The 20,627-nt window shown below is 72.5% G+C and carries 16 protein-coding genes; 14 read left to right on the top strand and 2 right to left on the bottom strand.

Annotated features, from left to right (window positions below; translation table 11 throughout):
* Nucleotides 1–16: 16 nt before the first annotated feature.
* From AMK29_RS17135 to AMK29_RS17110, 6 genes are all read left to right on the top strand, one after another.
* On the top strand, nt 17–940 hold the full coding sequence (locus AMK29_RS17135) for a cyclase family protein (protein ID WP_073813902.1): 924 nt from the start codon (nt 17–19) through the stop codon (nt 938–940).
* 150 nt (nt 941–1,090) lie between these two features.
* On the top strand, nt 1,091–2,671 hold the full coding sequence (locus tag AMK29_RS17130) for a GMC oxidoreductase (protein WP_073813900.1): 1,581 nt from the start codon (nt 1,091–1,093) through the stop codon (nt 2,669–2,671).
* A gap of 162 nt (nt 2,672–2,833) precedes the next feature.
* Nucleotides 2,834–3,676: an SDR family oxidoreductase gene (locus AMK29_RS17125; RefSeq protein ID WP_073813639.1), complete on the top strand. Its 843-nt coding sequence runs from the start codon at nt 2,834–2,836 to the stop codon at nt 3,674–3,676.
* Nucleotides 3,677–3,718: 42 nt separating this feature from the next.
* On the top strand, nt 3,719–5,188 hold the full coding sequence (locus AMK29_RS17120) for a cytochrome ubiquinol oxidase subunit I (protein ID WP_073813638.1): 1,470 nt from the start codon (nt 3,719–3,721) through the stop codon (nt 5,186–5,188).
* Nucleotides 5,185–6,243, top strand: coding sequence for a cytochrome d ubiquinol oxidase subunit II (locus AMK29_RS17115; protein WP_073813636.1), 1,059 nt, complete (start codon nt 5,185–5,187; stop codon nt 6,241–6,243). The genes AMK29_RS17120 and AMK29_RS17115 overlap by 4 nt, the downstream gene beginning before the upstream one ends.
* Nucleotides 6,244–6,305: 62 nt before the next feature.
* Entirely contained in the window at nt 6,306–8,081 is a 1,776-nt protein-coding gene (locus AMK29_RS17110) for a cation:proton antiporter (protein WP_073813634.1), read from the top strand.
* Nucleotides 8,082–8,102: 21 nt separating this feature from the next.
* On the opposite strand, the gene AMK29_RS17105 is transcribed toward AMK29_RS17110, so the two are convergent.
* Nucleotides 8,103–9,953: a glycoside hydrolase family 15 protein gene (locus AMK29_RS17105; RefSeq protein ID WP_073813632.1), complete on the bottom strand. Its 1,851-nt coding sequence runs from the start codon at nt 9,951–9,953 to the stop codon at nt 8,103–8,105.
* A gap of 254 nt (nt 9,954–10,207) precedes the next feature.
* Here AMK29_RS17105 and AMK29_RS17100 point away from each other — a divergent pair, with 254 nt between their 5' ends.
* The 8 genes from AMK29_RS17100 to AMK29_RS17065 all read left to right on the top strand — a co-directional run bounded on the left by AMK29_RS17100 (nt 10,208) and on the right by AMK29_RS17065 (nt 20,259).
* Complete coding sequence (locus tag AMK29_RS17100; protein WP_073813630.1) at nt 10,208–11,494, top strand: DUF2254 domain-containing protein; 1,287 nt, start codon at nt 10,208–10,210, stop codon at nt 11,492–11,494.
* A 95-nt stretch (nt 11,495–11,589) separates the two neighbouring features.
* A complete protein-coding gene (locus tag AMK29_RS17095) occupies nt 11,590–12,189 on the top strand; it encodes a TetR/AcrR family transcriptional regulator (RefSeq protein WP_073813628.1) in 600 nt (199 codons plus the stop codon).
* Nucleotides 12,190–12,303: 114 nt separating this feature from the next.
* Complete coding sequence (locus AMK29_RS17090) at nt 12,304–13,227, top strand: TauD/TfdA dioxygenase family protein (RefSeq protein WP_073813626.1); 924 nt, start codon at nt 12,304–12,306, stop codon at nt 13,225–13,227.
* A gap of 56 nt (nt 13,228–13,283) precedes the next feature.
* Nucleotides 13,284–14,621, top strand: a complete 1,338-nt coding sequence (locus AMK29_RS17085; RefSeq protein ID WP_073813624.1) for an MFS transporter — start codon at nt 13,284–13,286, stop codon at nt 14,619–14,621.
* A gap of 72 nt (nt 14,622–14,693) precedes the next feature.
* Nucleotides 14,694–16,400 (top strand): aldehyde dehydrogenase family protein, encoded by a 1,707-nt coding sequence (locus AMK29_RS17080; RefSeq protein WP_073813622.1) that lies wholly within the window; start codon nt 14,694–14,696, stop codon nt 16,398–16,400.
* Nucleotides 16,401–16,456: 56 nt separating this feature from the next.
* Nucleotides 16,457–18,067: a long-chain-fatty-acid--CoA ligase gene (locus AMK29_RS17075; protein WP_073813620.1), complete on the top strand. Its 1,611-nt coding sequence runs from the start codon at nt 16,457–16,459 to the stop codon at nt 18,065–18,067.
* A 195-nt stretch (nt 18,068–18,262) separates the two neighbouring features.
* On the top strand, nt 18,263–18,901 hold the full coding sequence (locus tag AMK29_RS17070; RefSeq protein WP_073813618.1) for a potassium channel family protein: 639 nt from the start codon (nt 18,263–18,265) through the stop codon (nt 18,899–18,901).
* A complete protein-coding gene (locus AMK29_RS17065; RefSeq protein WP_073813616.1) occupies nt 18,898–20,259 on the top strand; it encodes a chloride channel protein in 1,362 nt (453 codons plus the stop codon). The genes AMK29_RS17070 and AMK29_RS17065 overlap by 4 nt, the downstream gene beginning before the upstream one ends.
* A 45-nt stretch (nt 20,260–20,304) precedes the next feature.
* Here the strand turns inward: AMK29_RS17065 and AMK29_RS17060 are convergent, their stop codons facing one another.
* Nucleotides 20,305–20,601, bottom strand: coding sequence for an SHOCT domain-containing protein (locus AMK29_RS17060; protein ID WP_073813614.1), 297 nt, complete (start codon nt 20,599–20,601; stop codon nt 20,305–20,307).
* Between the last annotated feature and the right edge of the window lie 26 nt (nt 20,602–20,627).

Raw genomic sequence — 20,627 nt, 5'->3', positions numbered from 1 at the left:
CTCGGTGGCGCCCGGCATGACCGCGCGCGAGTTCCGGACGCTCTACGACCGGCTGCGGCTCCGGGGCGCGGCGCGGCCGGCGGTGGACGGCCGGTGCGGCGCGCTGCGCCATCTGACGCCGCAGCGGGTGGCGGCGGCCGTCGCCGAGGTCCGCCTGGGACGCACGGTGTCGCTGGCGGCCCCGATCGAGACCGTTCCGGGTCCCGACGACCCCGAGCCCGCCGTGCACCGGATGACGGGCCCGGGGCCGGCCGATCTCGGCGCGGACGGGCTGCACTTCGCCACGGACCGGTTCGCGATGAACGTGCACGGCGACGCGGACAGCCATCTCGACGCGCTGTGTCATGTGGTGTTCGACGGGGAGCTGTACGGCGGAGTGCCCGCGAGCGGCACCGTGACGGCGGAGGGGGCCCGTGCCCTGTCCGTGGACGTGGTCGGGAACGGGATCGTCGGCCGGGGCGTGCTGCTCGACGTACCCCGGCTGCGTGGCGTGCCGTGGCTGGAGCCGGGTGACCAGGTGACGTCGGCCGATCTGACGGCCGCCGAGGCCGCGCAGGGGGTCCGCGTCGGTCCGGGAGACCTGCTCCTCGTCAGGACGGGGCATCGGCTGCGCCGTACGGAACGGGGGCCCTGGAACGCCGCCACGGCGCGGGCCGGTCTGCACCCGTCGGCCGTGGAGTTCCTGGCCGAGCGCGAGGTGGCGGTGCTCGGCGGGGACGGCAACAACGACACCGCGCCCAGCGCGGTCGCGGACGTCGCCTTTCCCGTGCACGTCCTGGCCATCCAGGCCCTGGGCCTCCACCTCATGGACTACCTGTGCTTCGAGGACCTCGCCCCGGTCTGCGCGCGGGAGGGCCGCTGGAGCTTCCTGTGCGTGGTCGCCCCGCTGCGGCTGTCCGGCGCCACGGGGTCGCCCGTCAACCCGGTAGCGGTGCTGTGACGGGAGTGCGTGACCGCCGCTCCGGTCGCCGTCGGCGGGGAGGGGGGATACGTTCGGTCCGCAGGAGGTGGGGCCGCTGGACCCTGACCCAGCGGGGTGCCAGGTGCCTGACACCAGGTCGGGTCCGTGATCCCAAGGACGGTGGTCGCCGTGGGCGACGCCCCTCACTACGACGTCATCATCATCGGCACCGGTGCCGGCGGCGGCACGCTCGCCCATCGGCTCGCCCCCTCGGGCAAGCGCGTCCTGCTCGTCGAACGCGGCGGCCGGCTGCCGCGCGAGCGGGACAACTGGGACTCGAAGGCCGTCTTCGTCAAGGCCAAGTACCGGGCCCCGGAGTTCTGGCTGGACAAGCACGGCGCCGAGTTCCCGCCCGAGGTCAACTACTACGTCGGCGGGAACACCAAGTTCTACGGCGCGGCGCTGTTCCGGCTGCGCCCCGAGGACTTCGGCGAGATCCGGCACCACGGCGGACTCTCGCCCGCCTGGCCGATCCGGTACGAGGACCTGGAGCCGTACTACACGCAGGCCGAGCACCTCTACCGTGTGCACGGGCGGCACGGCGAGGACCCCGGCGAGGGGCCGGTGAGCGCCCAGTACGCCCATCCGCCGGTGGAGCACGAGCCGCGCATCCAGCGGCTGAGCGACGACCTGGAGAAGCGCGGTCTGCGTCCGTTCCATCTGCCGATCGGTGTCGACCTCACGCAGGAGGACGGCGGGCGGGCCACCCATTCCAGTGTCTGCATCCGGTGCGACCGGGTGGACGGCTTTCCGTGTCTGGTGCGTGCCAAGTCCGACGCCGAGGTGATCTGTGTCGAGCCGGCCCTGGAACACCCGAACGTCGAGATGGTCACCCACACGCGGGTGGTCCGGCTGGAGACCGACGCCGGGGGCCGGAGCGTCAGCGCGGTGGTCGGCCGGCTGCCGGACGGTTCGGAGGTCCGGTACACCGCGGACGTGGTGGTCGTCTCCTGCGGGGCGGTCAACTCGGCGGCCCTGCTGCTGGCCTCGGCGAACGAGCACCATCCACGTGGTCTCGCGAACAGCTCCGACGTCGTCGGCCGCTTCTACATGCGGCACAACAACCAGGCGCTGATGGCGGTGTCGAAGGAACCCAACGACACGAAGTTCCAGAAGACCCTCGCCCTCCACGACTGGTACCTCGGCGCGGACGACTGGGACTTCCCACTGGGCGGCATCCAGATGCTGGGCAAGTCGGACGCCGAGCAGATCCACGGCGAGGCCCCGCGGTGGGCCGGTGCGGTGGCGCCGGACATGCCGTTCGAGGTGATGGCGCATCACGCCGTCGACTTCTGGCTGTGCGGTGAGGACCTGCCCCTGGCGGACAACCGGGTCACCCTCGACGGCGACGGCCGCATCCGGCTCGCCCTGGACGAGGACAACAACGTCGAGGGTCTGAAGCGCCTGCGGCACAAGCTCCAGGGCATGCTCGGCCACCTGGGCATGCACGAGCACCATCTGCTGTCCCGCAGCATCTACCTCCACAAGGGCATGCCGATCGGTGCGACGGCGCACCAGGCGGGCACGGTGCGTTTCGGCACCGATCCGGCCGACTCCGCGCTGGACGTGCACTGCAAGGCCCACGACCTCGACAACCTGTACGTCGTCGACACGAGCTTCTTCCCGAGCATCGGTGCGGTCAATCCGTCGTTGACGGCCATCGCCAACGCCCTGCGGGTCGGCGACCACCTCCTGGCCCGCCTCGGCTGAGACGCGGCCGTCCGCTGGGCCGTCGGGGGGAAGCTGCTCGACCCGATGGACCAGTGGTGACGCACGGGAGATGCCGACCGCCGTGTCCGGTGGTTGCGTGACCGTGCCCGGCATCGCTGACGCCGGGCAGGGCTCAGCCGCGCGGCGAGGAGGCAGGACGGCATGGAACCCAGCACGGGAGCAGCACCGCGAGAGGTGATCCCGGCACGTCTGCTGCACGGTCAGAAGGCTCTGGTCACCGGTGCCAACTCCGGCATCGGCAAGGCCACGGCCATCGCTCTGGGCCGGGCCGGAGCCGACGTGGTCGTGAACTACGTGGCGGGACGCGAGGCGGCCGAGGAGGTGGCCGCGGAGATCGCGTCGTTCGGGGTGCGCTCAGCGGCGTACGAGGCCGACGTGTCCCAGGAGGACCAGGTCGTCGCCATGACGCAGCGGATGGTCGAGGAGTTCGGGACCGTCGACGTGCTGGTGGCCAACGCGGGCCTGCAGCGGGACGCCCGGTTCACCGACATGACGCTCGCCCAGTGGCAGAAGGTCATCGACGTCAACCTCACCGGTCAGTTCCTGTGCGCGCGGGAGGCGACCAAGGAGTTCCGGCGCCGGGGCGTGGTCCCCGAGGTGTCCCGCTCCGCCGGGAAGATCATCTGCATGAGTTCGGTGCACCAGCTCATCCCCTGGGCGGGTCACGTGAACTACGCCTCGTCCAAGGGCGGTGTGCAGATGATGATGCAGACCCTGGCCCAGGAGCTCGCGCCGGAGAAGATCCGTGTGAACGCGGTGGCGCCCGGGGCCGTCAAGACGCCGATCAACCGAGCGGCCTGGGAGACGGCCGAGGCGCGGGAGGACCTCCTGCGGCTGATCCCGTACGACCGGATCGGGGAGCCCGAGGACATCGCCCACGCCGTGGTGGCGCTCGCCTCCGACCTCATGGACTACGTGGTCGGCACCACCCTGTACGTCGACGGCGGCATGACCCTCTTCCCGGGCTTCGCCACCGGCGGCTGACCCTCCCCCGGCCTTTCCCCTCCACGAACGGCGAAGGCGCGTATGCCCACCTCGCTCCACCTGCTGGCGGACGCCCCCTCCCAGCTCCTGCCGGCGCGGGAACTGATGGCCTTCACGCTGGCCTCCCACATCATCCTGGTGCCCCTCGGCGTGGCCTTCCCCTTCATCACCCTGGTCATGCACCACCGCGGGCTGCGCCGGAAGGACCCCGCGGCGCTGCTCCTGGCACGGCGGTGGTCGGCCGTCATGGCGGTGCAGTTCGCGCTCGGCATCGTCACCGGCACGGTGCTGTCGTTCGAGTTCGGTCTGCTCTGGCCCGGTCTGATGGGGCGCTGGGGTGATGTCTTCGGCATCGGCTTCGGTGTCGAGGCCTGGGCCTTCTTCCTCGAGGCCGTGCTCATCGCCATCTACCTGTACGGATGGCGGCGCCTGAAGCCCCGGACGCACTTCCTGCTCGGGCTGCCGCTGCCGTTCGCGGCGCTGCTCGGGGCGTTCGGCATCCTGGCCGCCAACTCCTGGATGAACACACCGCAGGGCTTCTCCCTGGATTCCGAGGGCGACCCCGTCGACGTGGACGTGTGGAAGGCGATCTTCACCCCGATGTTCGGGCCGCAGTACTGGCACTTCGTCGTGGCGATGATCATCACCGCGGGCTTCATGGTGGCGGGGGTCTACGCCGTGGGCTGGCTGCGCGGCCGCAGGGACCACTACCACCGGCTCGGCTTCGCCGTTCCGTTCACGATCGCCGCCGTCGCCACTCCGGTGCAGTTCGTCCTCGGCGACTCGATCGCCCGGTCGGTGTTCCACAAGCAGCCGGTGAAGTTCGCCGCGATGGAGATCGTCTGGAAGACCGACACCCGGGTGCCGGAGTACCTCTTCGGGCGCCTGCAGGAGGACGGGAGCGTCAAGGGCGGCATCAAGATCCCCCTGCTCGACTCGATCCTGGCCGGATTCAGTCCGGACACCGAGGTGGTGGGGCTGACCTCCGTGCCGGCGGACCAGCGGCCCACCGCCCTCCAGGCGACCATCGCCCACTGGGCCTTCGACCTCATGGTCCTGATCGGATCCGCGCTGGTGCTGCTCGCCCTCTGGTACGGGTTCGTCTGGCTGCGGCACCGCCGGCTGCCCGCCTCGCGCTGGTTCTACCGGTCGGCGGCCTGCGCCGGCGTCGCCTCCGTCGTGGCCGTCGAGTGCGGCTGGATCGCCACCGAGGTGGGACGTCAGCCCTGGATCGTCTACCAGAACATGCGGGTCGCCGAGGCCGTGACGTCGACCCGCTCCACCACCCTGTGGATCATGCTGGCCGTGGTGATCGTGGTGTACGTGTTCCTCTTCGGCTCGTTCCTCGTCATCCTGCTGAAGATGCGCACCCGGTGGCGGCTCGCCGACGAGCAGCGGGCCGCGGGCGGAACGGGGCATCCCCCGGAGGGCGACATCCCGTACGGGCCGCGGGCGCCCCTTCCCGCGGGTGACGTCCCGTCCTCGGGCGGGGCCGGGGGTGACCGCCCGTGACCGCCGATCTCATCGGCGTGGTGCTGCTCCTCGCCGTCACCGCGTACACCTGCGCGGGGGGCACGGACTACGGGGCCGGCTTCTGGGATCTGACGGCCGGGGGGACGGAACGCGGGCGCCGCCCCCGATGGCTCATCGACCACGCGATGGCGCCCGTGTGGGAGGTGAACAACGTCTGGCTGATCTTCGTCCTCGTCATCATGTGGACCGGTTTCCCCGTCCTGTTCCAGACCGTGTTCTCCGCCCTGTGGCTCCCGCTGGCGCTGGCCGTCGTCGGCATGGTCCTGCGCGGCGCCGGCTTCGCGTTCCGCAAGCCCTCCCGGCGGCTGGCGGGCCGGCGGCTGTACGGCGCCGTGTTCGCCATCGCCTCGGTCGTCACCCCGTTCTTCCTCGGCGCCGCCGTCGGCGGGGTCGCGTCGGGGCGGGTGACGCCCGGCACCGACGCGTCGGCGGACGCCTGGGCCAACCCGACCTCGCTCGTGTTCGGGCTGGTCGCCCTCGCCACCACGGCCTTCCTCGGCGCGGTGTTCCTCACCGGCGACGCCCGCCGGTTCGACGCGCCGGACCTGGTCGGCCACTTCCGGCGGCGGGCGCTCGGCAGTCTCGCCGTCCTCACGGTCCTCGCGGTGGTCACCGGCTTCGTCACCCATGAGGACTCCCCCTACGTGTGGCACGGCCTCACCCACGGTCTGGGGCTGTTCTTCGCCGTCGTGGCCGGAGCGGCCGCTGTCGCGACCGCGTGGCTGCTCCTGCGGAGACCGGGCGCGTGGATGCGCGTCACGGCGGTCGCGGTCGTCGGGTCCGCCGTCCTCGCCTGGGGTATGGCCCAGCGCCCCTATCTGCTGCCCACCTCGCTCACCGTGGCCGACGCCGCGGGCGCGCCCGCCACGCTGACGTGGCTGGCGATCGTCACGCTGGTCGCCCTGGTATTCGTCGTCCCCGCCGTCGTCCTCCTCTACTGGCTCGACACCCACGGCGAGCTGGAGGAGCTGACCGACTCCGAGCTGCGCGGCGGGGAGGGCCCGGCGGGTGACGGCACGGCACCCGGGAGCTGACCGCCCGCCCGTACCCGTCCTGGACATCATCGCGCACCCGGGCTCCGAGGAAGGAAGCCGCAGTGACCGACGACGAGATCCTGCTCGGACTCGCCCTGACGGTGGTGCTCGCCACCGGTTCGCAGATCCTGGCGCACAAGCTGCGCGTCCCGGCCCTGATCATCCTGCTTCCCGTCGGGTTCGCGGCCGGTGCGATGACGGACGTCATCCACCCGGACGAACTGCTCGGGCCGGACTTCTCGGCCCTGGTGTCGCTGTCCGTCGCGGTGATCCTCTACGACGCCGGTCTGGGCCTCGACCTGCGCAAGCTCGCCGGCCACACCCGGGGGATCGTCGGCAGGCTGCTCGTGTACGGGCTGGTGCTGACGTTCCTCGTCGTCGGGACGGTGGCACCCGCGATGTTCGCCATGCCGCTGCGTGTGGCCGCGATGCTCGGCATGATCCTCGTCGTCTCGGGGCCCACGGTGGTGGGGCCGATCCTCGACTTCGTGCGTCCGAGCGACAAGGTGCGGCGCATCCTCATCTGGGAGGGGACGCTCACCGACCCGATCGGCGCCATCCTCGGCGCGCTCACCTTCCACGCGGTGGTCTCGTCGCACCAGATCGACATCGGCCGGGGCTACCAGCTGGGGCAGTTCGCCCTCAGCCTCGCCTTCGGGCTGGCGGGCGGGGTCGTGGGAACCGCGCTGCTGTGGTTCACCCTGCGCACCCTGCGGCTCGGCGACACCCTCGGCACCCTGGCGCAACTCGCCATCGTGATCGGTGTGTCGGCGGGCTGCGACATCGTGCGGGACGACACCGGGCTCATCGCCGCGATCGTGGCGGGACTCGCCGTCTCCAACATCCGCGGCTTCGACATGCCGTCGCGCCGGCCCTTCCTGGAGACGCTGGTCCAGCTGATCATCGGGTTGCTGTTCATCTCCATCTCCTCCACCGTCACTCCGGCGTCCCTGGTGCCGGTGCTCCTTCCCGCGCTCGGCCTGATCGCGATCCTCGTCCTGGTGGTCCGGCCGCTCGTGGCCTTCGCCGCATCGGCGCGCACGGACCTCTCCCGTGGGGAGCGCGCCTTCGTCGGATGGATGGACCCGCGCGGCATCGTCGCGGCGGCGACGGCATCGGCCTTCTCCGCAGGGCTGGTCGAGCGCGGGGTGCCCGGGGCGGCGAAGATCCTCCCCGTCACCTTCCTGGTGATCGTGGGGACCGTTCTGCTGTACGCGCTGACCGCGGCGCCGATGGCCCGCCGGCTGGGTGTCGTCAAGGAGGAGGGCCGGCGCGTCCTCCTGGTGGGGGGCGAGCCGTGGGTGGTCGACCTGGGCAGGGCCCTGCGGACCGCCGGCCTCGACGTGCTCATGTGGGCGGGACGCGAGGAGGAACGGGAGGAGATCAGGCGGGCCGGTCTCGATCTGGCCCAGGGCGACCTGCTGGCCACGGCCATCAACCCCGGGGCCCGGCTGGAGGGGGTGACGGCCGTCTACCTGGCCACCGACGACGACGACTTCAACGCGCTCGCCTCGATCGTGATGGAGGACAACGTCGAGGGGCCCGTCTACCGGGTGGGGCCGCCGCACGACAGCCACGGCGTGGTCGCTCCGTACACCGGCGGCGACATCCTCTTCGGCCGCTCCCTGGTCCGGCACGTCCTCGCGGAGCGCTACGGCCGGGGAGCCCGGTTCGTGGTGCGGCCGGCCACCGCTCCCCCGCCGCCGGAGTACGACACGCTGTTCGTGGTGCGGGCGGACCGCCGGCTGGATCCCGTCACGGAGAGGCGGGAGCCCGCGGCGAAGGCCGGTGACACCGTCGTCCTCCTCGGGCCCGCGCCCGCCACCGCACCCCGCTGACACCCCGCAGGGGGGGAGGTACTACGGCGTGCGCCTCCGCGGGTCCTGGAGCATCGAATCCAGGGTGATCGCCGCGTCGATGAGCGCCAGGTGCGTGAACGCCTGCGGGAAGTTGCCCAGCTGGCGCCCCGTCAGGTCGATCTCCTCGGAGTACAGGCCCAGGTGGTTGGCGTACGTGAGCATCTTCTCCAGCACCAGTCGGGCCATGTCGGTCCGTCCGGCCCGTGCCAGGGCGTCGACGTACATGAACGTGCACAGGGAGAAGGTTCCCTCGGAGCCGCGCAGCCCGTCGGGGGACGCCTCGGGGTTGTAGCGGTAGACCAGGCTGTCGCTGACCAGCTCGTTCTCCATGGCGTCCAGGGTGGTCTTCCACATCGGGTCGTCCGGAGTGATGAAGCCGACGGTCGGCATCCTCAGCAGCGACGAGTCGAGCACGTCGTCGCCGTAGTGCTGGACGAACGCCTGCTTCTTGGGGTCCCATCCCTGGTCGAGCACCTGCGCGAAGATGGCGTCCCGCGCCTCCACCCAGCGGCTTCCGCCCGCGGGGCGGCCGTCGTCGTAGGCGATGCGCAGGGCACGGTCGAAGGCGACCCAGGACATCACGCGCCCGTAGGTGAAGTCCTTGCGCCCGCCGCGGGTCTCCCAGAGCCCCTCGCCGGGCTGGTCCCAGTGGTCGGCCAGCCAGTCGAGCAGGGTGTGGAGGGCTTTCCAGCCGCCGTTGTCGAGGTGCATGCCGTGCTGGTGCGCGAAGTAGATGCTGTCGAGCGCCTCGCCGTAGATGTCCAGCTGGAGCTGGGTCGCGGCCCCGTTGCCGATGCGGACCGGGGCGGAGCCGCGGTACCCCTCCCAGTGGTCGAGGGTCTCCTCGACCAGGTCGGCGGAGCCGTCGACCCGGTACATGATGTTCAGCGGCCCGGAGCCGTTCCCCTGGCCGGCCTCCTGCTTCACCCGGTCGTGCAGCCAGTTGATGAACGCGGACGCCTCTTCCGTGAACCCCATGCCCAGCAGGGCGTACACCGAGAACGAGGCGTCGCGGATCCAGGTGAACCGGTAGTCCCAGTTGCGCTCGCCGCCCAGCTGCTCCGGGAGTCCCGTCGTGGGCGCGGCGACGAGGGCGCCGGTCGGCGCGTACGTCATGAGCTTCAGCGTCACGGCGGAACGTTCCACCGCCTCCCGCCAGCGGCCGGAGTAGGTGGACTGCCCCAGCCAGGAACGCCAGAAGCGGACCGTCTCGTCGAAGAGCTGCTCGAACTCCTCCACGCGGACCTCGTGCGGGTGTCCGTCGGGGGACGATTCGATGACCAGGCCGCGCTGCTGCCCGGCCCGCAGGTTCAGCGAGAAGCGCAGGTCGTTCCGGTCGACCGAGAGGATGTTCAGCAGGCGCTCGTCCTGCGGCTCACGGACGGGGTTGACGGCGAGGTTCAGGTCCTCCGAGGCGAACATGGCCCCGTGTTCGGTGAGGCGCAGTTCGTGGGGCTTGCGGCCGTAGTCGAAGCGGGGAGCGATCTCGCCCTCGAAGGTCATGCTGCCGCGGACGCAGCGCAGCATGCGGACCAGACGGTGCCGGTCGGTCGCGGTCTTCCCGGTGACCGGCATGAAGTCGACGACCTCCCCCGCGCCCTCCTCGGTCATGAAGCGCGTCACCAGGACGGCGGTGTCCGGGTGGTAGAGCTGTTTGGTCGTGTACGTCTCCGCGGCGGGCCGCACGGTGAAGTGGCCACCCTTGCGCCGGTCGAGCAGGGCGCCGAAGACGCTCGGGGAGTCGAACCGGGGACAACAGAACCAGTCGATCGTCGCGTCGGTCGTCACGAGGGCCGCGGTCTGCAGGTCACCGATCAGGCCGTGGTCCTCGATCAGGGGATAGTCGTCCATCCTGGACCCCTTTCAGCCCCGGTCGACCACACCCGGGGCGCCGTCACGCCGCAGACGGGGTGGACCGGGCGGCACCCGATCAGCTTAGGCCGCGGGCGTCGGTCCGTCCTGGCGAGGAGGCCGCGACCGGCGGCGGCCGTGCCGCTGCGCGGGCGGGGGAACCGCCCTACCGTGAGGTCAGGCGGTCCCGTCGCGGGAGCCGCGGTCCTGTGTGCCTCGACAGCACCTGAGTCCTCCGGCGAAGGGGGCGTGGCATGGGCGTGACGACCTCCTGGGCGGCCAGATTCCGCTTGCGGCAGTACGTCAAGGCCAGCCTGTGGATCGTGCCGATGCTCGGTCTCGTCCTCGGCGCCCTTCTCGCCGAGCTCGCCCTGGCCGCCGACGGCGCGGACCGGCCGCCGAGCGGCTGGCACTACTCCGCCACGACGGCGAGCGGCGTGCTCACCGCCATCGTGGGCGCGATGGTCGCGCTGCTCGGGTTCGTCGTCACCATCGGCGTGCTGGTGGTGCAGCAGGCCACGGGCACCCTCTCCCCCCGGTACATGCGCCTCTGGTACAGGGACCGGCTGCAGAAGGCGGTGCTGGCGACCTTCACCGGGACGTTCGCGTTCGCCTTCTCCCTGCTGCGCAGCGTCGAGTCCGATTCGGTCCCCGACCTGGGGGTCACCGTGGCCGGCGCCGCGGTGGCGGTCAGTCTGGTGCTGCTGCTCATCTACCTCAACCGGTTCACCCACAGCCTCCGGCCGGTGGCCATCGCGGAGTTGGTCGCGCGACTGGGGGAGACCGTCTTCTCCGAGGGAGCCGCGGCGATCCGGGGGGCCGCGCCCCGCGGGCCGGGAGCGGTGCCGTCCGGCGCTCCGGTGACGCGCGTCCGTGCCGTACGGGGCGGCGCCGTCCAGGCCTTCGACGTCCGCGGTCTGATCGCGGAGGCGGCGCGCCACGACTGCGTCTTCGTCGTGACGCGGCTGGTCGGGGACTTCGTACCGCCCGGCACCGTCCTCGTCGAGGTCCACGGGGGCAGGTCCGCGCCGGATCCGGCGCGGGTGAACGGGCTGGTCGCCCTGGGAGCCGAGCGCACCATCGAGCAGGATCCCGCCTTCGCGCTGCGGATCCTGGTCGACATCGCCATCCGGGCGCTGTCCCCCGCGGTGAACGACCCGACGACCGCCGTGCAGGTGATCAACTACATCGAGTGGTTCCTGCACACGGTGGGCCGGACGCGCCTGCCCGGGCGTTACGTCCTGGCCGACGGGCACGGGGAGCCCCGGCTCGTGCTTCCGGGGCGTGGCTGGGACCAGTTCCTGGAGCTGGCCGTCTGCGAGATCCGCGAGTACGGAGGCTCGTCCGTGCAGGTCTGTCGCCGGCTCCGGGCCCTGCTCGACGGTCTGCTCGACGCCCTGCCGCCGGAGCAGCACCCGTCCGTGCGGGCGCAGTCGGACCTGCTGCGGGGGGCGGTCGAGCGGGAGTTCACGGATCCGGCGCGCCGGGCCGTCGCGCAGCAGGCCGATCTCCAGGGCATCGGCGGGCGGGACGCCTCCTGACTCCGCCGTGGCGGTCGAGCGGTCCCTGCCACACTGACCCGGCGCCCGCAGCCCCGCCCTCCGTGCCCCGGGACTCCCGGCCGTAAGCTCGGGCCATGGGTACGCAGTCGGACGGGGCCGCGCGGGGGCCGGGTCGCCCGCGGGAGGAGCGGGTCACCGGAGCCGTTCTCGGCGCGGTCGTGGCGATGGTCCACGAGCAGGGGATCGGGGCGGTCACGATGGACGCCGTCGCGGCACGGGCCGGGGTGAGCAAGCCCGCGATCTACCGGCGGTGGCCCACCAAGCAGGATCTGATCATCGCCGCGGCGGAGACCCGCATCGGCACCCTGTCGGTGCCCGAACTGGGCGACTTCCGGGCGGAGCTCCGCTTCGTCCTCACGGCCCGGCTGGAGGCCTACCGGCTGCCGGGCACGGACCGGCTGATCGCGGGCCTCATCGGGGCGGCGGCCGAGACGGGGGCGGTGCGCGGCCAGTACGCGGAGTACACGGAGCGGATCACGAGCGAGACGAGACGCATCCTCGAACGCGGGATCGTCCGGGGTGACGTGGATCCGGGCACCGACGTCCGCGCCGCCGCCACGTTGGTCGCCGCGCCGCTGATCTTCCGGCTGATCGGCGAGCAGGAGATGCCCGACGCCCGCTTCGTGGACACCCTGGTCGACCTCGTCGCCCGCGCCGTCGGCCCGCGCGGCTGACGGTTCCGCGGCGCGGTCGGCGGCTTCGTTTTTTCGTGCCGTCAAGCCCTTGCCTCCCCCTGCCCCAATAACGATACTCCGAGTAACGAATTCCGCCTCGGTCCCGGAGGACCCATGGACAGCGCCGTCCCCGCCCCCGCCCCCGCGCTCGACAAGCCGCTGATGCACTACGGGAAGCGCACGCTCGACCGCATCGCACCGGACGCACCCCAGCCCGACTACCGGCTTCTGGACCTCTCCCCCCTCACCCCGCACATCGGCGCCGAGATCGACGGCGTGGACCTCTCGCGCCCCATCGGCGACGACCTCGCGGAGGAGATCCGGCAGGCCCTGCTGGAGTGGAAGGTGATCTTCTTCCGCGACCAGCACGACCTCGCCCCCCGGTCGCAGCTCGCCCTCTCCGCCCTGTGGGGCCGGCCGGAGGCGAACCCCTTCTTCCCCCGGGGCGACACCGTCGGGGTGTCCCGTCTGGCCAAGGACGCCATGGTCGTCGGCACCGAGAACATCTGGCACAGCGACCACTCGTTCATGGCGGCGCCGGCCCTCGGCTCCGTACTGCGCGCCGTCGAGGTGCCGTCCGCCGGCGGCGACACGGTGTGGGCGGACATGGCGGCCGCGTACGACAACCTCACCGACGCGATGAAGGCGCGGATCGCGGGACTCACCGCCGTGCACGACTGGGTGCCGAGCTGGGGCGCGCTGATGACCGAGAGCCAGGTGGCGGCGCACCGGGAGAACCTGCCGGCCGTCGAGCACCCCGTCGTCGTCCGCCACCCGCGCACCGGCCGCGAGCTGCTGTACGTCAACGAGCCCTTCACCACCCGGATCGTCGGTCTGTCGGACGCGGAGAGCCGCGAACTCCTCGACGAGCTCGTGCTCCAGGCCCGTATCCCCGAGTACCAGGTCCGCTTCCGCTGGCAGCCCGGCTCCGTCGCGGTGTGGGACAACATCGCCACGCAGCACTACGCGATCAGCGACTACTTCCCGCAGCGCCGGGTCATGGAGCGCATCGCCATCGCCGGCGTCCCGCTCTCCTGAACCGGCTCCCCCTCCCCCGCCCCCCTCTCCCCACCACCAGTCTCCGCGGAGCCCTCGTGACCGACACCGATGTCGCACCCGCCGTGCCCACCGGCACGCCGAAGGTGCCGAGCAGCACGCGCCGCCGTGCCTGGACCGTCACCGCGCTGCTCGTCGTCTTCATGATGATCAATTTCGCCGACAAGTCGGTGCTCGGTCTGGCCGCGGAGGAGATCCGGGAGGACCTCGGCCTGTCCGCGTCGGCCTTCGGGCTCGCCAGCAGCGCCTTCTTCCTGCTCTTCTCGGTCTCCGGCGCCGCCGTCGGACTTCTCGCGGACCGCGTGCGGCCCACGTGGCTGATCCTCGCGATGGCCGTCCTGTGGTCCGTGTCCCAGGCGCCGCTGGCGGTGGGCGGCGGGGTCGCGGTGCTCATCGCCTCCCGCGTCCTCCTCGGCGCCGCCGAGGGGCCCGCCTTCCCCGTCGCCCAGCAGGCCACCCTGTCCTGGTTCCCCAACCACCGGCGCAACCTGCCCGGGGCGCTGATCGTCCTCGGCATCACCCTGGGGGTCCTGGTCGCCGCCCCCGTCCTGACGTGGCTGATCCAGGACCACGGCTGGCGCTCGGCCGTCGCCGCCGTGGCGCTCGTCGGGGTCGTCTGGGCGCTGCTGTGGATCCGCCTCGGCGGGGAGGGCCCGTACGCCGCCGGGTCGGACGCCACGGCTGCGGCCGGGGGCGCGGGGAGCGAGGAGGCGCCGGCGGGCGCCGCGACGGGGCCGGCGCCGCGGACGCCGTACCGGCGGATCCTCGCCACCCGCACCTGGATCGGTGCCACGGCCGCCTACTTCGGCACGTACTGGGTCATCGCCTTCGCCCTGGTCTGGCTCCCCTCGTACCTCCAGGACGCGCTGGGTTACACCTCGTCCGAGTCCACCCAGGTGGTGATGACGGTCTGGGGTCTGGGCGGCCTCGCGGTCCTCGGACAGGCCGGCCTGACCGGATGGCTCCTGCGCCGCGGTACCCCCAGCCGGTGGGCCCGCGGCGGGGTGGGCGGTGTCCTGCTGCTCGTCGCCGCCGCGGCCTGCCTCGCCCTGCCGTCGGCTCCGGCCGGAGCGGTGACCGTCGTCCTCCTGGTCGCGGGATTCGGGCTGGCGGGAGCGATGAGCAGCGTCGCCGTCACCACCGTCACCGAACTGGCTCCGGCCGACCGCCGCGGCGGCGCCCTCGGCATCATGAACAGCGTGGTGACCACCGCCGGCCTGATCGCCCCGACGCTGATCGGGCGCCTCGTGGACACGCACGGCCCGGACGGCTACCGGTACGCGGTCCTCGTCACCGGGGCCGTCCTCCTGCTGAGCGGAGCCGCCGCCCTCGCGTGGATCGACCCCGACCGCGACCGCCGTCGGCTGTACGCGTGACCCGGGAGGTCCCGCTCCTCCCCCGGCCGCGGGCCGGCCCCCCTTTCCACCCCGACCACCGCTAGGACCCACGTGAGCACCAGCGCCCTGGACACCTCCCTTCTCGACCGCACCGTGGCCGACGTACGCGCCGGAGCCTCGTCCTGGTCCGTCACCCCGCTCCCCGAACGCATCGCCCTCCTGGAACGGCTGCGGCCGCGCCTCGTCGCGCGTGCGGCCGAGACGGCGGACGCGGGCAGCCGGGCCAAGGGCTACGGCCCCGACTCCCCCTGGGCCGCCGAGGACTGGATCGGCGGTCCCTGGGCCCTCGCCCAGAACGCCGCGGCCCTGCTGCACGTCCTGCGGCGGATCGCCGCGGGGAAGGACCCGCTGGACGCCAGGAGGGTCCACGAGGAGAACGGCGGCACCCGCGTCGACGTCTTCCCCGCCACCCGCTGGGACTCCGTGCTGCTCAACGGATACAAGGCCCAGGTGTGGATGCGCCCCGGCGTCACCCCGGAGCAGGTACGCGCGGACGCCGCGGGCGAGTACCGGGGCAGGCGGGGAGAGCCTGCCGTGGCCCTGGTGCTCGGCGCCGGCAACGTCGCCGCCATCACCGCGCTGGACATCCTGCACAAGCTCTACGTCGAGGGCCAGGTCGTCATCGCGAAGATGAACCCGGTCAACGCCTATCTGCGACCCCACTTCGAGTACGTGTTCGCGGAGTTCGTCGAGCGGGGCTGGCTGCGGTTCGTCGACGGCGGCGCGGCCGAAGGCGCGTACCTCTGCCGCCACGACGGCGTCGACGCCCTGCACGTCACCGGCAGCGACCGCACCCACGACGCCATCGTGTGGGGCACCGACGAGGAGGCCGGACGCCGCCGCCGTGAGGACCTCCCGCTCGTCGCCAAGCCCTTCAGCAGCGAACTGGGCGGCGTCACCCCCTGCGTCGTGGTGCCGGGACCGTGGAGCGCCGCGGATCTCCGCTACCAGGCCGAGCACATCGTCACCAGCAAGATGAACAACTCCGGCCACAACTGCGTCGCCAGCCAGGTCCTGGTCCTGCCACGGGACTGGGACGGGACCGAGCGGCTGCTCGACGAGATCCGCACGGTGCTGCGCGAACTGCCCGAGCGCGCCGACTACTACCCCGGCAGCGCCGACCGGCTCGCGTCCGTACGCGCGGCCCATCCCACCGCGGAGACCCACGGCGACGGCTGCCGGCTGCTCGTGCCCGACATCGCCGACCACGACGACCGCCTCGTCACCGAAGAGGTCTTCGGCAGTGTCCTGGGCGTCGTCCGCCTTCCCGGCGCGACTCCGGACGCCTTCCTGCGCCACGCCGTCGACTTCGCCAACGACACCCTTCCCGGCACCCTCGGCGCGACGCTCATCGTCCACCCGCGGACGGAGAAGGCGCACCGGGTCGCCGTCCGCTCCGCCGTCGCCGACCTGCGCTATGGCACGGTGGGCGTCAACTGCTGGTCGGGCGTGGGCTTCCTGCTCGGCTTCACCCCCTGGGGCGCCTTCCCCGGCCACACCCGCCAGGACATCGGCAGCGGCACCGGTTTCGTGCACAACGCGTTCATGCTCGAAGACATCGAGAAGACCGTGCTGCGCGCCCCGTTCGCGCCGGCCCCGCGCGGTCTGGTCACGGGCGCCCCGTCCCTGTCCCCGCGCCCCCCGTACTTCGTCACCCACCGCACCGCCCGGACCACGGTCGAGCGCCTCACCCGCTTCACGGCAGCCCCGAGCCCGGTGAAGCTGCCCGCCCTGTTCGCCGCCGCGCTGCGGGGCTGACGCCGCCGCCGGCCAACGGCTCCCCTCGCATCCACCCCTTCCCCCACGGAGACCCCATGCTCAACCTCGCCGCCCTGCTGGAGAACAGCGCCCGCGCCGTGCCCGACCGCACCGCCGTCGTCCTCGGTGTCCAGCGCATGACCTACGCGGAGCTGGACACGGCCGCCCGACGTGTGGCCGGCCTGCTGCACGCGCGGGGCATCGGACCGGGCGACAAGGTCGCCCTGTCGTGCCCGAACGTCCCCTGGTTCCCGATCGTCTACTACGGCATCCTCAAGGCGGGCGCGGTGGCCGTCCCGCTCAACGTCCTGCTGAAGGACCGCGAGATCGCCTACCACCTGGCCGACTCCCAGGCCAAGGCGTACTTCTGCTTCGAGGGCGGCACCGAACTCCCGCTCGGACAGGAAGGGTGGTCTGGCTTCGGCGCGACTCCGGGATGCGAGCACTTCTTCCTGCTGCCGGCCGGCACCACCGCGAACTCCCCGATCGAGGGCGCCGAGACCCTGACGGCGGCCCTCGCCGGCCGGAGCGCGGACTTCACGACGGTCGTCACGGAGCCCGGCGACACCGCGGTGATCCTGTACACCTCCGGCACCACCGGCCGGCCGAAGGGCGCCGAGCTCACCCACTCCAACCTGATGATGAACGTCCTCACCTGCCACAAGCTGTTCGGCGAGGTCGAGCACGACGTGCACCTGATCGCACTACCGTTGTTCCACTCCTTCGGCCAGGTCGTGCAGATGAACGCCGGCATCGCGTCGGGCGCGACCCTGGTGCTGCTGCCCCGCTTCGACGCCCAGGCGGTGCTCGCCCTCATGCAACGCCATGCCGTCACCTTCTTCGCGGGCGTCCCCACCATGTTCTGGGCCCTGCTCGAAGCGGACGCCACCGACGTGGACCTGCCCCGCATCGCGGGGAACCTGCGGATGGCCGGGTCGGGAGGCTCCGCCCTCCCGGTGGAGATCCACCGCCGCTTCGCCGAGCGGTTCGGCGTGACGATCCTGGAGGGGTACGGCCTCTCGGAGACCAGCCCGGCCGCCACCTTCGCGCCGCGGGGCGAGCCGGTGCGCCCCGGCTCCATCGGACGTCCGGTCTGGGGCGTGGAGGTGGACCTCGTCGACGAGGACTGGACACCGGTCCGGGGCGCCGACGCGATCGGCGAGATCGTCGTCCGCGGGCACAACGTGATGAAGGGCTACCTCGGCCGCCCCGAGGCGACGGCCGAGGTGATCCGTGACGGCTGGTTCCGCACCGGCGACCTGGCCCGCCGTGACGCCGACGGCTGGTACTACATCGTCGACCGCGCCAAGGACATGATCATCCGCGGCGGGTTCAACGTGTACCCGCGCGAGGTCGAGGAGGTCCTGCTCACGCATCCGGCCGTGAGCATGGCGGCCGTGATCGGCGTGCCGGACGCGCGCCACGGCGAGGAGATCAAGGCCTGCGTGGTCCGTGTCCCGGGTGCGACGCTCTCCGAGGACGAGCTGATCGGTTGGTGCAAGGAGCGGATGGCGAGCTACAAGTACCCCCGTCTGGCGGAGTTCCTCGACGTCCTGCCCACCAACGCCACGGGCAAGATCCTCAAGCGCGAACTCAGGGAGGCGGATAGGGCGGACACCCCCGCCGTCGCCACGGAGAGCCGGGCGGAGCTGCTGGAGGCGCACTGACGCGGGGGCCCGGTCGGCGGTACGCGTCGACCGGGCCCGGCTCGTAGCCCCCGCGGTGCCGCCACGACGGTGCGGCCGCTCGGCGACATACGGCGCGGCTCCGGTCGCGGGACCCGGAGGGAGCGTCTTTGCTGGACTGACGGCGGGTGCTCCGCCGCTCGCGGACAGCCGCGGAGTGCCCCGCAGGAGAGCCGAATGGAAGCCCAGCAGCCGGAGGGTGACCGGGGCCGGTCGCCGGAGGGTGACCGGGGCCGGCGGGTCGAGCCGCGCCACGTGCGCCTGCTCCTGCCGCTCCTTCGCTCGGCCGCCGTGGTGACGGCGGCCACCGTGGGCTACTTCCTGCTCCCCCTCGACGGGAACCTCGATCAGCAGCGCACCGTCACGGTGCTCGTCCTGGGCCTCCTGGGGATCGGCGTGCTGCTGGCCCTCCAGGCGATCAGCATCGCCCGTTCGCCGCATCCCCGGCTCCGCGCCGTCGAGGCCCTGACCACCGCGGTGCCCCTGTTCCTCCTGCTGTTCTCGGCCACCTACTTCCTGTACGCGCAGGAGCAGGGAGGGCACTCCTTCTCCGAACCGCTCAGCAGGAACGACTCCCTGTACTTCACGGTGACCGTGTTCGCCACCGTCGGCTTCGGCGACATCGTGCCCGTGTCGCAGACGGCCCGCGTGCTGACCACCTGCCAGATGGTGGCCGACCTCGTGCTCGTGGGCCTGATCGCGAAGGTCATGGTCGGCGCGGTCCGGATCGGGCTGCAGCGACGTCAGCCGCCCTCGGCCCCCCAGCCCCCCGATCTCCCCGAACGAGGCCCCGGTCCGGAAGGACGGAATCGATGACCGCGTCACCGAAAGCCCACCCGGCCCCCGAGGGGCAGCCCGAGGAGCCCACGGAGGCCGACCGCCTGCGGGACCTCCTGCGGACACCGGCGTACCGCAAGGTCCTGGTCTTCAGTGCTCTCATCGGCGTCCCCATCTCCCTCGCCGCCTTCTGGTTCCTGGTCGGACTGCACGAGCTGGAGCACGTGCTCTGGACCGACGTGCCGGAGGCACTCGGCTGGGACACCCCGCCCGCCTGGTGGCCGCTGCCCCTGCTGGCCGTCGCCGGCACGATCGTGGGCCTCGTGGTGGCCCGTCTGCCGGGCGCGGGCGGCCACGTCCCGGCGTCCGGCCTGCACGCCGGCGGGGCCTCGGCGGCCGCCCTGCCCGGCGTGATCATCGCGGCGGCGGCGAGCCTGCCGCTCGGCGCCGTCCTCGGCCCCGAGGCACCCCTGATCGCGCTCGGCGGCGGCCTGGCCCTGCTCTTCCGGCGTCTCGTGCGCGCCCCCGCCACACCGCAGAGCACCGCGCTGCTGGGCGCGGCGGGCGCGGCGGCCGCCATCTCCGCCATCTTCGGCAATCCGCTCATCGCCGCCGTGCTGCTGATCGAGGTGGCGGGCGTGGGCGGTCCGCAGCTGTTCGTCATCATGCTGCCCGCCCTGCTGTCGAGCGGGGTCGGCGCCGTGGTGTTCACGGGGTTCGGGCGCTGGACCGGCCTCGAGACGGGCAGTCTCAGCATCCGCTTCCCCACCGCTGCCCCGCGCCTGGACACCGGCGACGTGGTGTGGTCGATCGCGCTGGCGGCGGGGATCGGCGCGCTGGTGCACCTGGTGATCATCGGGGGCCGGCTCACGGCCGCCTTCGTGGCGTCCTCGCCGGTCGTCAGGACGGTGGTCTGCGCGGTCGGCGCCGGAGGCTGCGCGGCCCTCTACGCGGTCTCCACGGGCCGTGACCCCGTCGAGGTCGCCTCGTCCGGCCAGGCCACGCTGGCCGGGCTCGCCGCCGACCCCCACGCCTGGAGCGTCGGGGCGCTGCTGGCCGTCCTGCTGTTCAAGGGCGTCGCGTACGCCCTGTGCCTGGGCAGCCTCCGCGGTGGACTGGTGTTTCCCGCGCTGTTCCTCGGCGCGGCGACGGGTGTGCTGCTCTCGCCGCTGCCCGGGCTCGGGGTGATCCCCGGCGCCGCCGCGGGGATGGCGGCGGCGGTGGCGGCCGCTCTACGGCTTCCGGTCAGCAGCGTGGCCCTGGTGGTCCTGGTGCTCGGGAACGCCGAGACGATCCCCGTGGTGATCCTGGCGGCCGTGACGGCCTTCGCCGTCGCGGAGCTGCTGCCGCGGGGCCCCGTCGCCGGTCACGCCGCGCCGCCCTCGCGCACGGCGTGAGGGCGGCGGGGGTGCCCGAGCGGGCCCGCGGGCGGTGCGAGGCGTTCAGGCCTCCAGGAGGCGGCTCTTCTGCGCCGCGAACTCCGTCTCGGAGAGCACCCCTTGCTCCTTGAGCTCGGCGAGCTCCTTCAACTGCGCGATCTTGGTGTCCATCGACACCACGGGCTCGGGTGCGGGTGCCGGTGGCGGTGGCGGTGCGCTGTAGGCCTGAGGAGCCGGCGCCGCGGCCTGCTCCTGCTGCGCCCACCGGCCGGCCTGACGCCGTGACACCCGGTTGGAGACGGCGGTGGCGGTACCGGAGATGACTGCGGTGCGGGCGACCCCGCGAAGTAGACCAGGCATGACAGATGTCCTTGTCGTCGGGCGGA

Source organism: Streptomyces sp. CB02261 (assembly GCF_001905665.1).
Lineage (GTDB): Bacteria > Actinomycetota > Actinomycetes > Streptomycetales > Streptomycetaceae > Streptomyces.
Note: the sequence above shows the minus strand (reverse complement) of the source record. Positions and strands in the feature narration are given on the sequence as shown.